Source organism: Enterobacter sp. UPMP701 (assembly GCF_053709515.1).
This window is the reverse complement of record NZ_JBSKJN010000003.1, coordinates 240223-256097: the sequence shown is the minus strand read 5'-3', so window position 1 is coordinate 256097 and position 15875 is coordinate 240223. Positions and strand designations below refer to the sequence as shown.

Sequence of the window (15875 nt, the reverse complement as noted above, 5' to 3'; positions counted from 1 at the left end):
TTTCGTTTCGTACATGCAAAAAAAAATAACCGACGCCTTTTATATCGTCGATTATTCATTTGGTTGCAGCGGCGGCATTTTGCCCCACATCGGATACAAAAGGCAATACTTTGCAACGCACCGGGCAATTTTCTTTTTGCTAACTGGCTGATTTCTCGACGCTGCCCTGAGAGTAAACGGCGGCGATAGCACTATTTGCTAAAATTTCGTCCCGCCACCAGGCGCTGGCAAGCCCGGCGGTTTGTTCATTCCAGCCCACCCATACCGATTCGTTACTGCTTTGAGCAAGTACCTGTTTTTCAACAAGCGCACCGCTATCAATAAAGCGCTGCGCCAGATACCGCGGCAAATAGCCGCAGCCCAGACCGCTAATTTGCAGTTCCAGCTTGGTTTTGAAGTCGAAAACGGTGATGGCTTCCTGCTCATCCAGCAGCTGCGAGGAAACCGAACATTCGGGGCGTGAACTGTCCCCCACCACAATCGCGCGGTACCCCTTAATGACGCGGCGGTTAAGGGGCTCTGGCACCAAAGCCAGCGGGTGATGGGGCGCTACGGCAAATACCTGCTCCAGCACGCCCAGGCGGGCGAAGCCAAACTCACTCAACTGGGGAGGCTCATGCAGGGCACCGACAAAAATGTCCGCCCTGCCCTGGGTTAACGCATCCCAGGAGCCGCCCAGCACGCCGTTGATGAAGATAAGCCGGGTGACGCTGTGATGCTGATAAAACGCTTCAATAAGGGGCGTCAGAAGAGAAAACGGAAAGGTATCATCCACACCGATCACCAGCTCATTCTCCCACCCCTGATGGAGCTTGACGGCCTGCTTTTCCAGCTCGCGAACGGTATGCAGAACGTCGCGCCCTTTTTCCAGCAGCATCTGCCCGGTGCGGGTAAAACGCGCGCGATGCCCGGTGCGATCGAGGATCTGAATATTAAGATCGCTTTCCAGTTTCTGAACGGTATAGCTGAGTGCCGAAGGGGTTTTGTAGAGCTTTGCCGAGGCAGCCGCAAAGCTCCCCTCTTTTTCCAGTGCATCCAGAATAATAAGAACATCCAGCAGCGGTTTCATGTTCGCCCCCTTCTGGTGTGCGATCGTCTCCGCTGCGGGACTTATTCCATGGGCATCACCAGCGGATCGGGATACAGATACTCAAACCCCAGCTCATGGCAAATGCGATTGCCATCAACAATTTTGCCTTTGCTTTCGTCCTTTGCTTCACCAAAAACTGGCGGAGTTAACCCAAGCTGGCGTGCCATGAGCGGGTAAAACGTGCTTCGCGCCGGATGAGACGGTGCACATATATTATAGATGTGTCCGCCTTTTGGAGCCTGCAAGAGTAGCCCAATCGCGCCAATCACATCTTCAAGATGCACAAGATTCACGCCATGCTGACCGTCTGGCGCGGTTTTTCCGGCAAAAAAGCGTCCCGGATGGCGTCCGGGGCCGACCAGCCCCGCCAGACGGACGATATCCACCTGCGTGCCGGGAAGGTTGTGCAGCCAGTCTTCCAGCTCTTTCAGAACCTGACCGCTCGCCGTCACGGGATGCCGCTCGGAACTCTCTTTCACTACGCCCTCAGCATCGCCATAGACTGACGTCGAGCTGGTAAAAATAATGCGCGGCACGTGGTGCGCCAGCGCGCTGTCGACAATCTCCTGCATCGCCTGCAGATAAAATGACTCGCCCGGCCCGCTGCGCCGCGCGGGTAGCGTAATCACCAACGCATCCACGTTCATCAGCGTGTCCAGATCGTCAGCATCACACACCAGCTCCGGTTCAAGACGCAGTTCAACGCCATCAATACCGCACATGCGCGCCGCTTCTACCCCATCCGCCGTGGTTTTGCTCCCGGTCACCTGCCAGCCCTTCGCGGCTAATGACATCGCCAGCGGCATTCCCAGCCATCCTAAACCGACAATCGCGACCTTTTTCATGTGAATTCTCCTGACTCTCACTCGTCATTCATAAGGCTACGCCAGCCCGGCAGAACACACAATTCATAGCATCAATATGAAATGAATTAATGATCAAAAAAAGCCCTTGCAATATGTCGTACAACTGGTTTAGGTTAAAAGACATCAAATGAATAAGCATTCATCGAGAATTTATATGACACGCGTTCAATTCAAACACCACCATCATCACCATCATCCTGACTAGTCTTTCAGGCGATGTGTGCTGGAAGACGTTTGGATCTTCCAGTGGTGCATGAACGCATGAAAAAGCCCCCGGAAGATCTTCTTCCGGGGGCTTTTTTTTGGACCAAATTCAGACAGGTTAAAACAGGTTAACGAGGAATAAAGAATGTTAGATAACTCACGTTTACGCATAGCTATTCAAAAATCAGGCCGTTTAAGTGACGATTCACGCGAACTGCTGGCCCGCTGCGGGATCAAAATCAACCTGCACACCCAGCGCCTGATTGCTCTGGCTGAAAACATGCCGATCGACATTCTGCGCGTGCGTGATGACGATATCCCGGGCCTGGTGATGGATGGCGTCGTTGACCTCGGCATTATCGGTGAAAATGTGCTGGAAGAAGAGCTGCTGACCCGCCGCGCTCAGGGCGAAGACCCGCGTTACTTCACCCTGCGTCGTCTGGACTTTGGCGGCTGCCGCCTGTCACTGGCGACGCCGGTTGATGAAGCGTGGGACGGCCCGGCCGCGCTGAACGGCAAACGTATCGCCACCTCCTACCCTCACCTGTTAAAGCGTTACCTGGACCAGAAAGGCGTGCAGTTTAAATCCTGCCTGCTGAACGGCTCTGTTGAAGTGGCGCCGCGTGCGGGTCTGGCGGACGCCATCTGTGACCTCGTCTCTACCGGCGCGACGCTGGAAGCCAACGGTCTGCGCGAAGTGGAAGTGATCTACCGCTCTAAAGCGTGCCTGATTCAGCGCGATGGCGAGATGGCCGACGCCAGGCAGCAGCTCATCGACAAACTGCTGACCCGTATTCAGGGCGTGATTCAGGCGCGTGAATCCAAATACATCATGATGCACGCCCCAACCGAGCGTCTGGATGAAGTGATTGCCCTGCTGCCGGGTGCTGAGCGCCCTACTATTCTGCCGCTGGCGGGCGACCAGCAGCGCGTGGCGATGCACATGGTCAGCAGCGAAACCCTGTTCTGGGAAACCATGGAAAAACTGAAGGCGCTGGGCGCAAGCTCTATCCTGGTGCTACCAATTGAGAAGATGATGGAGTAATGGCCATGAGCTTTAACACAATCATCGACTGGAATAACTGTAGCGACGTACAGCAGCGCGAGCTGCTGATGCGCCCGGCGATTTCCGCCTCTGAGACTATCTCACGCACCGTGGCCGAGATCCTGGACAACGTCAAAGCCCGTGGCGATGACGCCCTGCGTGAATACAGTGCAAAATTTGATAAGACCGAAGTCGGCGCACTGAAAGTTACCGAGCAGGAAATCAGTGATGCCAGCAATCGTCTGGGTGATGACATCAAGCAGGCGATGGCCGTCGCGGTAAAAAATATTGATACTTTCCACACCGCGCAACAGCTGCAGGCCGTGGATGTTGAAACCCTGCCGGGCGTGCGCTGCCAGCAGGTGACGCGCCCGGTTGCATCCGTCGGCCTCTATATTCCCGGCGGCTCTGCCCCGCTCTTCTCCACCGTATTGATGCTGGCGACCCCGGCGCGTATTGCCGGGTGTCAGAAAGTGGTGCTTTGCTCACCGCCTCCGATTGCCGACGAGATCCTTTATGCAGCGAAGCTGTGCGGCGTGCAGGCGGTCTATAAAGTGGGTGGTGCGCAGGCGATTTCAGCCCTGGCGTTCGGCACGCAATCCATTCCTAAGGTCGACAAAATCTTTGGGCCGGGCAATGCGTATGTCACCGAAGCGAAGCGCCAGGTCAGCCAGCGTCTGGACGGTGCCGCCATCGATATGCCCGCCGGTCCGTCTGAAGTGCTGGTCATTGCCGACAGCGGCGCAATGCCGGACTTCGTGGCCTCCGACCTGCTTTCACAGGCGGAACACGGCCCGGACTCGCAGGTCATCCTGCTGACGCCGGATGCCGATATGGCGAAACGCGTGGGCGAAGCCGTTGAACGCCAGCTTGCCGACCTGCCCCGCGCCGACACGGCACGTCAGGCGTTAGCGGCCAGCCGCCTGATTGTGGCGCGCGACCTGGATCAGTGCATCGCCATCTCTAACCAGTACGGCCCGGAGCACCTGATCATTCAGACCCGTAACGCGCGCGATCTGGTCGACAGCATCACCAGCGCGGGCTCGGTGTTCCTCGGCGACTGGTCACCGGAGTCCGCGGGGGATTACGCCTCCGGCACCAACCACGTCCTGCCGACGTATGGCTACACCTCTACCTGTTCCAGCCTCGGCCTGGCGGATTTCCAGAAACGCATGACCGTGCAGGAGCTGTCCCGCGAGGGGTTTGCTTCACTGGCTTCTACTATTGAAACCCTGGCCGCCGCCGAGCGTCTGACCGCCCACAAAAACGCCGTGACGCTGCGCGTTGCCGCCCTGAAGGAGCAAGCATGAACATTGAAGAATTAGCCCGTGAAAATGTCCGCCGCCTGACGCCTTACCAGTCTGCGCGTCGTCTGGGCGGTAACGGCGACGTCTGGCTGAACGCCAACGAATTCCCGACCGCAGTGCAGTTTGAGCTGTCGCAGCAAACGCTAAACCGCTATCCGGAATGTCAGCCGAAAGCGGTCATTGAAAACTACGCGCAGTATGCGGGTGTGAAGCCAGAGCAGGTGCTGGTCAGTCGCGGCGCGGATGAGGGTATTGAACTGCTGATCCGCGCCTTCTGCGAGCCGGGGAAAGACGCGGTGATGTACTGCCAGCCTACGTACGGAATGTACAGCGTCAGCGCGGAAACCTTCGGTGTGGCATGCCGCAACGTGCAGGCGCTGGACAACTGGCAGCTGGATTTGCAGGGCATCGCCGACAATCTCGACGGCGTAAAAGTCGTGTTTGTCTGTAGCCCGAACAACCCAACCGGACAGATTATCAATCCGCAGGATATCCGCACTCTGCTGGAGATGACGCGCGGCAAAGCGCTGGTGGTAGCCGACGAAGCCTACATTGAGTTCTGCCCGCAGGCGACGCTGGCAGGCTGGCTGGAAGAGTACCCGCACCTGGTGGTACTGCGTACGCTGTCAAAAGCCTTTGCTCTCGCGGGTCTGCGCTGCGGATTCACCCTGGCGAATAAAGAGGTTATCGACCTGCTGCTGAAAGTGATCGCCCCGTACCCGCTCTCAACGCCGGTTGCCGATATCGCTGCACAGGCGCTGACGCCTCAGGGTATCAACGCGATGCGCGATCGCGTGGCGCAGATCCTGGAGGAACGTCAGTATCTGGTGACCGCCCTGAAAGATATCCCTTGCGTCGAGCAGGTGTTCGACTCAGAAACCAACTACATCCTGGTGCGCTTCACCGCCTCCAGTGCCGTATTTAAATCTTTGTGGGATCAGGGCATTATCTTACGAGACCAGAATAAACAACCTTCTCTGAGTGGATGCCTGCGCATTACCGTAGGCACCCGCGCAGAGAGCCAGCGCGTGATTGACGCCCTGAAAGCGGAGAAAGTATGACCCAGAAGATCCTTTTTATCGATCGTGACGGCACCCTTATTTCGGAGCCACCAGCCGATTTCCAGGTCGATCGTTTCGACAAGCTGGCTTTTGAACCGGACGTGATCCCGGTGCTGCTTAAGCTTCAGAAAGCGGGCTATAAGCTGGTGATGATCACCAATCAGGACGGTCTGGGTACCGACAGCTTCCCGCAGGCGGACTTTGACGGCCCGCATAACCTGATGATGCAGGTGCTGACCTCTCAGGGCGTGGTATTCGATGAAGTACTGATTTGCCCGCACATGCCGGCCGATGAGTGTGATTGCCGTAAGCCAAAGGTGAAGCTGGTAGAGCATTACCTGGCTGAAGATGCGCTGGATAAAACCAACAGCTACGTCATCGGCGATCGCATCACCGATATTACGCTGGCGGAAAACATGGGCATCGCGGGGCTACGCTACGATCGTAACGACCTTAACTGGGCAAAGATTGGCGAGCAGCTGACAAAACGCGATCGCTATTCCCACGTTGAGCGCAACACCAAAGAGACGCAGATTGATGTGAAGGTCTGGCTGGATCGTGAAGGCGGCAGTAAGATCCACACCGGCGTCGGTTTCTTTGACCATATGCTGGACCAGATTGCCACCCACGGCGGTTTCCGCATGGAAATAGCGGTGAAGGGCGACCTTTATATTGACGATCACCACACCGTGGAAGATACCGGCCTCGCGCTCGGTGAAGCCCTGAAGCTGGCGCTCGGCGACAAGCGCGGCATCAACCGTTTCGGCTTCGTTCTGCCGATGGACGAGTGTCTGGCGCGCTGTGCCATGGACATCTCCGGTCGTCCGCACCTGGAATATAAAGCCGACTTCACCTACCAGCGCGTGGGCGATCTCAGCACCGAAATGGTGGAGCACTTCTTCCGTTCATTGTCCTACACCATGGGCCTGACGCTGCACCTGAAAACCAAAGGCAAAAACGATCACCATCGCGTGGAGAGCCTGTTTAAAGCCTTTGGCCGCACCCTGCGCCAGGCGATCCGCGTGGAAGGTGACGCTCTTCCCTCGTCGAAAGGAGTGCTGTGATGAACGTGGTGATTCTGGATACCGGATGCGCCAACCTGAACTCCGTGAAATCGGCCATTGCGCGCCACGGCTATGAGCCCGTGGTGAGCCGTGACCCGGACGTGGTGCTGCGCGCCGACAAGCTTTTCCTGCCGGGCGTTGGTACGGCGCAGGCGGCGATGGATCAGATTCGCGAACGCGAGCTGGTCGATCTGATCAAAGCCTGTACCCAGCCGGTGCTAGGCATTTGCCTTGGCATGCAGATCCTGGGCCGCCGCAGCGAAGAGAGCAACGGCGTTGACCTGCTGGGTATTATTGACGAAGACGTACCGAAAATGACCGACCACGGTCTGCCTCTGCCGCATATGGGCTGGAACCGCGTGTACGCCAAAGCGGGCGACCGGCTGTTTCGCGGCATCGAAGACGGCGCGTACTTTTACTTCGTGCACAGCTACGCCATGCCGGTGAACGTCAATACGATCGCCCAGTGCACCTACGGCGAGGCATTTACTGCGGCCGTACAAAAAGACAATTTCTTTGGCGTACAGTTTCACCCGGAGCGCTCTGGCGCCGCAGGCGCGCAGCTGCTGAAAAATTTCCTGGAGATGTGATGATTATTCCCGCTTTAGATTTAATCGACGGCACGGTTGTCCGTCTTCATCAGGGCGATTATGGCCAGCAGCGCGACTACGGAAACGATCCGCTGCCGCGCCTGCAGGATTATGCCGCCCAGGGAGCTGAAGTGCTGCACCTGGTCGATCTGACCGGTGCGAAAGATCCGGCGAAACGCCAGATCCCGTTGCTGAAAAAACTGGTTGCGGGTGTTGATGTGCCCGTCCAGGTCGGCGGCGGCGTGCGTACCGAAGACGACGTGGCAGCTCTGCTTGACGCGGGCGTGGCGCGCGTGGTTGTAGGGTCAACCGCCGTGAAAGATCCTGACACGGTGAAAGGCTGGTTCCGCCGCTTTGGCGCGGATGCACTGGTGCTGGCGCTGGACGTTCGCATTGACGAGCAGGGTAACAAACAGGTTGCCGTCAGCGGCTGGCAGGACAATTCCGGCGTGACGCTGGAAGCGCTGGTCGATATCTATCTGCCCGTTGGCCTGAAGCACGTGCTGTGCACGGATATCTCGCGCGACGGTACGCTGGCGGGCTCCAACGTCTCGTTATATGAAGAGGTCTGCGCGCGTTATCCGAAGGTTGCGTTCCAGTCTTCGGGCGGCATTGGTGATATAGACGACGTGGCCGCACTGCGCGGTACCGGTGTGCAGGGCGTGATCGTGGGCCGTGCCCTGCTGGAGGGAAAATTTACAGTGACGGAGGCGATTCAATGCTGGCAAAACGGATAATTCCTTGTCTTGACGTGCGCGATGGTCAGGTTGTGAAAGGCGTGCAGTTCCGCAACCACGAGATCATTGGCGACATCGTTCCGCTGGCAAAACGCTATGCCGATGAAGGCGCCGACGAGCTGGTCTTTTACGACATCACCGCCTCCAGCGATGGGCGCGTCGTCGATAAAAGCTGGGTCGCGCGCGTGGCGGAAGTGATTGATATTCCATTCTGCGTGGCGGGCGGGATTAAGTCTGCTGAAGACGCCGCCAAAATTCTCTCCTTTGGCGCGGACAAGATTTCTATCAACTCCCCTGCCCTGGCCGAGCCGGAACTCATCACCCGCCTGGCCGATCGCTTTGGCGTGCAGTGTATTGTGGTAGGCATTGATACCTGGTTCGACGCCGCCACGGGCAAGTACCACGTCAACCAGTACACCGGCGATGAGAGCCGCACGCGCGTGACGCAGTGGGAAACGCTCGACTGGGTGCAGGAAGTGCAGAAGCGCGGCGCAGGCGAGATAGTGCTGAATATGATGAACCAGGACGGCGTGCGTAACGGTTACGATCTCGAACAGCTGAAAAAAGTCCGTGCGGTCTGCCACGTTCCGCTGATTGCCTCCGGCGGTGCGGGCACCAAGGAGCACTTCCTGGAAGCCTTCCGCGATGCGAACGTGGACGGCGCGCTGGCAGCCTCCGTGTTCCACAAACAGATTATCAATATTGGTGAGTTAAAAACGTACCTGGCTGACCAGGGCGTGGAGATCAGGGTATGTTAACAGAGCAACAACAGGCGCAGCTGGACTGGGAAAAAACCGACGGATTACTGCCGGTGGTTGTCCAGCATGCCGTCTCAGGCGAAGTGCTGATGCTGGGTTATATGAACCAGGATGCGCTGGCGAAAACGATCGACAGCGGCAAAGTGACGTTTTTCTCACGCACAAAACAGCGCCTGTGGACCAAAGGGGAAACCTCGGGTCACTTCCTGAACGTGGTCAGCATTACGCCAGATTGTGATAACGATACCCTATTGGTACTGGCAAACCCAATCGGCCCTACCTGCCATAAGGGCACCAGCAGCTGCTTCGGCGAGACGAGCCACCAGTGGTTGTTCCTGTATCAGCTGGAACAACTGCTGGCAGAGCGTAAATCGGCGGATCCTGAGAGTTCTTATACGGCGAAGCTGTACGCCAGCGGAACGAAGCGTATTGCACAAAAAGTGGGTGAGGAAGGCGTTGAAACAGCGCTGGCCGCCACCGTGCATGACCGGGAAGAACTGACGAATGAAGCATCTGATTTGATGTATCACCTGCTGGTGTTGCTGCAGGATCAGGAGCTGGATTTGACGGCGGTGATTGAAAATCTTCGCAAACGTCACAAATAAAAAAACCGGGGATAATCCCCGGTTTTTTTAATCTGAAATCAAGCTTTTGGTTTGTAGTTGCGCAATGCATTACGCCCCAGAACCACACCACAGCCAATCATTCCGCCCAGCAGCACGGCAAGAACAAGAATAACCGCTTTCTTAGGACTATCGCGACGAACGGGCAGATCCGGCTTCATAACGTAACGGTAAACGTGGATAGTGTCCGGGTTTACGTTCAGATTCTGGATGTCCAGCAGGTTTCGTTTGGTCTGATAATATGCGGTAGAGAAGATCAGCGGGCGCGACGCTTCATTGTCTATCATCGATTTCAGCCCCTCACTTCCCAGCAGGAACATCGTCTCCTGGGTTACATCCTGGGTTTGCTGAATCTGTGGCGAAGATATTTTTGCCGCTTCAGCATTCTTCAATGCTTCAGCAATCTGTTTAATACGCAGATCTTTCTGCTCCTGAGCGACCTTCTCCTGGCTTACCAGAGAATCGTTCAGGGTTTTAATCTGTTCCTTGATATTATCCTTGAGGTCAAGGGCAAGTTCTTTTGCCGTCTGTTCATCAACCTGCTGGATGTACTGCGCCAGCTGCTTTTGCGCCGCTTCAGCTGATGTACTGGTATAGGAGACGCTTAACGGCAGCGGCTGTCCTTTAACAGCAGGCTCAATGGTCAGTTTTTCAGGCTCATCCTGGTTGTCCAGCGCCTGAGATAACGCTGAGAAAGAGGCGTTAAAACGGTCAATCGCGCGCGTTTGAATATCCAGCATTGAGGGAGCTGCACTGCCGTAGAGGATGTTCAATGCGTTTGAGTAGGTCGCTATCTGCGCTGCATCAGGTTGGGCAATGATCGCACTTGAGGTCCACTTTTCCTTAGCAACTGTGAGATATCCCACAGCAAGGGCAATAAAAACAACAACAAACGTTGCTATCATCCCCTTTCCACGCCACAGCTGTACCACTAAATCAAGTAAATCAATTTGCTCAGGGTCATTGCTTCGGCTGACCTGGCTATTGTTGTTTTGTGTCATACAATCCCTAACAGATGAAAAAGGGGAAACATAATTATGTTTGCATAGTTTATCTATTGCTGGGGATTTTTCTATAAGAATCCGATGAGTTATATCGGAAAGATGCGTTATGTAACTCACCCCCCTTCGCGCTATCATAGACACCATGTGATGCGTTATAGCATCTGTAAGAATAGGGTTAAGAGGGAAAATATGAAATTTCTGGTCACCGGTGCAGCAGGTTTTATCGGTTCGAATGTCAGTAAACGCCTCATTGAAGCCGGACATCAGGTTGTCGGTATTGATAACCTGAATGACTATTACGATGTCAGTCTGAAGCTGGCGCGTCTGGAACGGCTACAATCAGAGCGTTTCACCTTTCACAAGCTGGAGTTAGCAGACCGTGAAGGCATGGCTGCGCTTTTCGCCCGTGAGAAGTTTGATCGCGTCATTCATCTGGCTGCACAGGCAGGCGTACGCTACTCCCTGGAAAATCCACATGCCTATGCGGATGCCAACCTTATTGGCCATTTAAACGTGCTGGAAGGGTGTCGCCATAACAACGTTCAGCATCTGCTGTATGCCTCGTCCAGCTCCGTATATGGCCTCAACCGTAAAATGCCGTTCTCTACTGATGATTCAGTGGATCACCCCGTTTCACTCTATGCTGCGACCAAAAAAGCCAATGAATTGATGTCGCACACCTATTCGCACCTGTACAACTTGCCGACTACCGGCCTGCGCTTCTTTACCGTTTACGGACCATGGGGACGCCCGGACATGGCCCTGTTTAAGTTTACTAAGGCGATGATTGAAGGCAAAAGCATCGATGTCTATAACTACGGCAAGATGAAGCGCGACTTCACCTACATTGATGATATTGCTGAAGCGATTATTCGCCTGCAGGATGTTATCCCCCAGCCTGACGCAAACTGGACCGTTGAGACCGGCTCACCGGCAACCAGTTCAGCACCTTACCGGGTTTACAACATCGGTAACAGCTCGCCAGTAGAGTTGATGGACTACATCACCGCGCTGGAAGACGCGCTGGGTAAAAAAGCCGAGAAAAATATGTTGCCACTCCAGCCAGGGGACGTACTGGAAACCAGTGCCGATACTCAAGCGCTGTATGACGTGATCGGTTTTAAACCGCAAACCACAGTTAAAGACGGAGTGAAGAACTTCGTTGACTGGTACCGCGAGTTTTACAAGGTCTGAAAATAAAAAACCCGGCAAATCAGCCGGGTTTTTTATGAAGCAAGAGAATTAGTCGCTACCAAACAGATCGCGGGTATAGACTTTGTCCGCTACGTCAGCCAGTTCTTCCGCCATGCGGTTCGAGATGATGACATCCGCTTCCTTCTTGAAAGCATCCAGATCGCGGATCACGCGGGAATTGAAGAACTGGTCTTCCTGCATGGCCGGTTCATAGATAATAACCTCTACGCCTTTCGCCTTAATACGCTTCATGATCCCCTGAATGGAAGAGGCACGGAAGTTATCGGAACCGCTCTTCATGATCAGACGGTACACACCAACCACCTTCGGTTGACGTGCAAGGATCGAATCGGAGATAAAGTCTTTACGCGTACGGTTAGCATCAACAATCGCAGAGATGAGGTTATTCGGCACCGCCTGATAGTTTGCCAGCAGCTGCTTTGTGTCTTTCGGCAGGCAATAGCCACCGTAGCCAAATGACGGGTTGTTGTAGTGGTTGCCAATGCGCGGGTCGAGACAGACCCCTTCAATAATCTGGCGAGTATTCAGTCCAAGGCTTTCTGCGTAGCTGTCGAGCTCATTGAAGTAAGCCACTCGCATCGCCAGATAGGTATTCGCGAAAAGCTTAATCGCCTCGGCTTCGGTTGAATCAGTGAACAGCACCTGAATATCTTTCTTCACTGCACCTTCCTGAAGCAGCGCAGCGAAACGTTCAGCGCGTTCAGAACGTTCGCCAATGACGATACGGGAAGGATGCAGGTTATCGTAAAGCGCTCTCCCCTCACGCAGGAACTCTGGCGAGAAGAAGATATTATCAATACCAAACTTTTCTTTAATGGATTTGGTAAAACCAACCGGGATCGTCGACTTGATGACCATTACCGCATCAGGGTTGATGGCGATAACATCCCTGATAACCGCTTCTACGGTTGAGGTGTTGAAATAGTTGGTTTTTGGATCGTAGTCAGTAGGCGTGGCAATAATGACGTAATCCGCATCGCGGTATGCATCTTCTTTATCCGTCGTGGCGCGGAAATTCAGCGTTTTATTGCTGAGATAATCCTGGATTTCTTTGTCGACAATCGGCGATTTCTTCTGATTGAGCATATCCACTTTGGCCTGCACGATATCCAGTGCAACCACTTCATGATTCTGAGCAATCAGAATGCCGTTAGAAAGACCGACATACCCTGTTCCGGAAATTGTTATTTTCATTCGCTAATGACTTCTTTTAGTTAACTGTACTGATGGCCGCCAGACCATCGCGATAAACATAACTGTTGGGCTTTGTACCTCCTGGCAAACAACACTGTCAAGGCAAACCAGGAGTAATCATTACGAGCGGGACGAGATTCAGACTACTTCGAATATTGCGCGGCATTTTTTGCATAAAAAAACCCGGAGACGAGCTCCGGGTTGATGTTATTGCAGAGAGTTAACTCATTCCATCCATTCGGTATGGAAGACGCCCTCTTTATCCGTACGCTTGTAGGTATGCGCACCGAAGTAGTCACGCTGCGCCTGAATCAGGTTGGCAGGCAGCACGGCAGCACGATAGCTGTCGTAGTACGCCACCGCAGCGGAGAAGGTTGGAACCGGAATACCGTTCTGTACTGCGTAAGCAACCACGTCACGCAGCGCCTGCTGGTACTCGTCCGCAATCTTCTTGAAGTACGGTGCCAGCAGAAGGTTGGCGATACCGGCGTTTTCAGCATAGGCATCGGTGATTTTCTGAAGGAACTGTGCACGAATGATGCAACCCGCGCGGAAGATTTTCGCGATCTCGCCGTAGTTAAGATCCCAGTTATTCTCGTCTGACGCCGCACGCAGCTGAGAGAAGCCCTGTGCGTAAGAAACGATTTTACCCAGGTACAGTGCACGACGCACTTTCTCAACGAACTCAGCTTTGTCGCCGGCTGGTTTAGCCTGTGGACCAGACAGCACTTTAGATGCCGCGACGCGTTGCTCTTTCAGAGAAGAGATGTAACGCGCAAAGACGGATTCGGTGATCAGAGACAGCGGTTCGCCCAGATCCAGAGAGCTCTGGCTGGTCCATTTACCGGTACCTTTGTTCGCTGCTTCATCCAGAATCACATCAACCAGGTATTTACCCTCTTCATCTTTTTTCGTGAAGATATCTTTGGTGATGTCGATCAGGTAGCTGTTCAGCTCGCCTTTGTTCCACTCGGTAAAGGTTTCAGCCAACTCTTCATTGGTGAGATTCAGGCCGCCTTTCAGCAGGGAATAAGCTTCAGCAATCAGCTGCATGTCACCGTATTCGATGCCGTTGTGCACCATTTTCACGTAGTGACCTGCACCGTCCGCACCGATATAGGTTACGCAAGGCTCACCATCTTCAGCCACGGCTGCGATTTTGGTCAGGATTGGCGCAACCAGTTCGTATGCATCTTTCTGGCCGCCAGGCATGATGGATGGGCCTTTCAGCGCGCCCTCTTCACCACCGGAAACACCGGTACCGATGAAGTTGAAGCCTTCAGCAGACAGCTCACGGTTACGACGAATGGTGTCCAGGAAGAAGGTGTTACCGCCATCAATGATGATGTCGCCTTTTTCGAGGTAAGGCTTCAGGGAGTCGATAGCTGCATCGGTACCCGCCCCTGCTTTCACCATTAACAGGATACGACGAGGCGTTTCCAGAGACTCAACGAACTCTTTCACCGTATAGAAAGGAACCAGCTTCTTGCCTGGGTTCTCGGCAATGACTTCTTCGGTTTTATCACGGGAGCGGTTGAAAACGGAGACGGTATAACCACGGCTTTCGATGTTGAGCGCCAGGTTGCGCCCCATCACTGCCATACCGACAACGCCGATCTGTTGCTTGGACATTACATACTCCTGTCAGGTAACATTATTATTGAGCAAGCACAATTTATAAATACTATCTTATGTTTGTGAGAAGAGAAAGCATTTGAGATATTATTTTTATAATAAAGCACAAATTGGAAATTACGAAATAAAAAATTTGGTCGCCAGGAGGGGGGAATGAACCACAAAAAAAATAGCCATATATTCAATAGAATAGAGCATATAGCAATGGATTATATTTCGTTTTGTTAAATATACTCACTTAAAGTATTGTGAACATTCAGCAATTCAAATTTTTCTCTTAGTTAACAGCCCAATACTTACAGCTAATAATATCATGCTTGTTAACTCTACTGAAGCTATTGTAAAAATAGCACCAATCGTACCATATTGATGAACTAGTATATACATTAGTGGAATAGCTATGCACATACAGATTATTGCGATATATAAGCCAAAACGATATAGTCCCTGAGATTGAATGATTGATGTTAGTGCACCATTCATACACTTGATTCCGGCAATTAATAGAAACCCGAGTATCATTATGTTATTACTTTCATTATCCAATATTAAGTACCGACCAAAGAAAAATAGAACAGTAAAGTAACACACTGAACTTAAGATTATATACCCAAGGATCATGTAGATAAACGGATAAACCTTATTTATGTTCCTATGGCTTCTTAAATCCAAACGACTAAATTTTGCATAAGCCACAGTAGAAAATAATGATGACACCATTACTAGTGGATCAACCAGACGAAAAATTTGTCCATACGCAGCTAAACCCTCAGGAACTATATTTTTTATATATATATTATCCAGTCTACTGTAAATAATTACCACCATAGCATTAAGGCCTATACTGACAGTATGCTGATACAACAAGAATACATCTTTAGGAGAAATCTTCCCTGCAGCAAGAATCTTTTTCCAACCAACTTTTCTAAATAAATGAATTGTAACTACCGAAACAAATAAACTCTCTGCAAGCAAATAATTCCAGGCAGTAAAAGGCATTCTTAAAATAAACTGAACACCATAAATTACAAAAGTTAAAAACAGGGCTAACGCTATGGAAGGAGATAAAGCTTTATTCAAATTTTGTGATTGGAAATAGCTATTAGATAAATTAAAGAGAAGTGCAAAAAATAATGACAGTGAAATTGGAATATAAATATCTCTGTTATATCCTAATGCATAACAAATTACAAAAAACAATATTGATACTACTACCCCGACGAATACTTTTTGATAGAACACCCTCTTCAACAATCGAATGGGATTTTCAACATCAGAGTACTTCTTGATTACAAATATATCCACACCAAAATCAGATACAACTCTTAATATTTCTAGCGTACCAATTAAAAATATAAATACGCCTCCTGATTCTATGCCAAGTTCTCGAGTAATTAAAACAATAGCGAGTGTTTTAGCCCCAAAATAACTTACCTTATTAAAGAGTGCATAGATACCATCACTAAGAATATCTTTTAGCAT

At 52.3% G+C, this 15875-nt stretch carries 16 protein-coding genes and 1 other annotated feature; of the genes, 10 read left to right on the top strand and 6 right to left on the bottom strand.

All coding sequences use genetic code 11. The features are described from left to right. Positions 1 to 139: 139 nt before the first annotated feature. Together ACWKXT_RS09850 and ACWKXT_RS09845 are read right to left on the bottom strand one after the other, a co-directional pair. Positions 140 to 1069 carry a LysR substrate-binding domain-containing protein gene (locus tag ACWKXT_RS09850; protein ID WP_454528593.1) on the bottom strand — a complete coding sequence of 310 codons (930 nt, stop codon included), beginning with the start codon at positions 1067 to 1069 and terminating at the stop codon, positions 140 to 142. A 41-nt stretch (positions 1070 to 1110) separates the two neighbouring features. Then, a complete protein-coding gene (locus ACWKXT_RS09845; protein WP_454528592.1) occupies positions 1111 to 1935 on the bottom strand; it encodes an SDR family oxidoreductase in 825 nt (274 codons plus the stop codon). A 175-nt stretch (positions 1936 to 2110) separates the two neighbouring features. On the opposite strand from ACWKXT_RS09845, the gene hisL reads away from it, so the two are divergent. The 9 genes from hisL to hisIE all read left to right on the top strand — a co-directional run bounded on the left by hisL (position 2111) and on the right by hisIE (position 9327). Beyond that, complete coding sequence (gene hisL, locus ACWKXT_RS09840) at positions 2111 to 2161, top strand: his operon leader peptide (RefSeq protein WP_001364200.1); 51 nt, start codon at positions 2111 to 2113, stop codon at positions 2159 to 2161. After that, positions 2137 to 2260 (top strand) — a sequence feature (His leader region). Its footprint overlaps the gene before it by 25 nt. A 45-nt stretch (positions 2261 to 2305) precedes the next feature. Continuing rightward, the gene (gene hisG / locus ACWKXT_RS09835; protein WP_454528591.1) at positions 2306 to 3205 is read left to right on the top strand and encodes an ATP phosphoribosyltransferase; all 900 of its coding nucleotides are present in this window, start codon (positions 2306 to 2308) and stop codon (positions 3203 to 3205) included. Between the two features lie 5 nt (positions 3206 to 3210). After that, the gene (gene hisD / locus ACWKXT_RS09830) at positions 3211 to 4515 is read left to right on the top strand and encodes a histidinol dehydrogenase (protein WP_454532337.1); all 1305 of its coding nucleotides are present in this window, start codon (positions 3211 to 3213) and stop codon (positions 4513 to 4515) included. Then, entirely contained in the window at positions 4512 to 5573 is a 1062-nt protein-coding gene (gene hisC / locus ACWKXT_RS09825; protein WP_454528589.1) for a histidinol-phosphate transaminase, read from the top strand. Before hisD ends, hisC begins: the two co-directional genes overlap by 4 nt. Beyond that, positions 5570 to 6637, top strand: coding sequence for a bifunctional histidinol-phosphatase/imidazoleglycerol-phosphate dehydratase HisB (gene hisB, locus ACWKXT_RS09820; protein ID WP_454532336.1), 1068 nt, complete (start codon positions 5570 to 5572; stop codon positions 6635 to 6637). The genes hisC and hisB overlap by 4 nt, the downstream gene beginning before the upstream one ends. Continuing rightward, a complete protein-coding gene (gene hisH / locus ACWKXT_RS09815) occupies positions 6637 to 7227 on the top strand; it encodes an imidazole glycerol phosphate synthase subunit HisH (RefSeq protein ID WP_032646447.1) in 591 nt (196 codons plus the stop codon). The genes hisB and hisH overlap by 1 nt, the downstream gene beginning before the upstream one ends. Further along, the gene (gene hisA, locus ACWKXT_RS09810; protein WP_454532335.1) at positions 7227 to 7964 is read left to right on the top strand and encodes a 1-(5-phosphoribosyl)-5-[(5-phosphoribosylamino)methylideneamino]imidazole-4-carboxamide isomerase; all 738 of its coding nucleotides are present in this window, start codon (positions 7227 to 7229) and stop codon (positions 7962 to 7964) included. The genes hisH and hisA overlap by 1 nt, the downstream gene beginning before the upstream one ends. Continuing rightward, positions 7946 to 8722, top strand: coding sequence for an imidazole glycerol phosphate synthase subunit HisF (gene hisF / locus ACWKXT_RS09805; RefSeq protein WP_454532334.1), 777 nt, complete (start codon positions 7946 to 7948; stop codon positions 8720 to 8722). The genes hisA and hisF overlap by 19 nt, the downstream gene beginning before the upstream one ends. Next, a complete protein-coding gene (gene hisIE / locus ACWKXT_RS09800; protein WP_454528587.1) occupies positions 8716 to 9327 on the top strand; it encodes a bifunctional phosphoribosyl-AMP cyclohydrolase/phosphoribosyl-ATP diphosphatase HisIE in 612 nt (203 codons plus the stop codon). The genes hisF and hisIE overlap by 7 nt, the downstream gene beginning before the upstream one ends. 38 nt (positions 9328 to 9365) lie before the next feature. On the opposite strand, the gene wzzB is transcribed toward hisIE, so the two are convergent. Beyond that, positions 9366 to 10346 (bottom strand): LPS O-antigen chain length determinant protein WzzB, encoded by a 981-nt coding sequence (gene wzzB / locus ACWKXT_RS09795; RefSeq protein ID WP_454532487.1) that lies wholly within the window; start codon positions 10344 to 10346, stop codon positions 9366 to 9368. Positions 10347 to 10538: 192 nt separating this feature from the next. Between wzzB and ACWKXT_RS09790 the strand changes: the two genes are divergently transcribed. After that, positions 10539 to 11543 carry an NAD-dependent epimerase gene (locus ACWKXT_RS09790; RefSeq protein WP_454532333.1) on the top strand — a complete coding sequence of 335 codons (1005 nt, stop codon included), beginning with the start codon at positions 10539 to 10541 and terminating at the stop codon, positions 11541 to 11543. A gap of 48 nt (positions 11544 to 11591) precedes the next feature. Here ACWKXT_RS09790 and ugd read toward each other — a convergent pair whose 3' ends face one another. The 3 genes from ugd to ACWKXT_RS09775 form a co-directional block, all read right to left on the bottom strand. After that, complete coding sequence (gene ugd, locus ACWKXT_RS09785) at positions 11592 to 12758, bottom strand: UDP-glucose 6-dehydrogenase (RefSeq protein WP_080329650.1); 1167 nt, start codon at positions 12756 to 12758, stop codon at positions 11592 to 11594. Between the two features lie 225 nt (positions 12759 to 12983). Next, positions 12984 to 14390, bottom strand: a complete 1407-nt coding sequence (gndA, locus tag ACWKXT_RS09780; RefSeq protein ID WP_454532332.1) for an NADP-dependent phosphogluconate dehydrogenase — start codon at positions 14388 to 14390, stop codon at positions 12984 to 12986. 267 nt (positions 14391 to 14657) lie between these two features. Then, complete coding sequence (locus ACWKXT_RS09775; protein WP_454532331.1) at positions 14658 to 15875, bottom strand: lipopolysaccharide biosynthesis protein; 1218 nt, start codon at positions 15873 to 15875, stop codon at positions 14658 to 14660.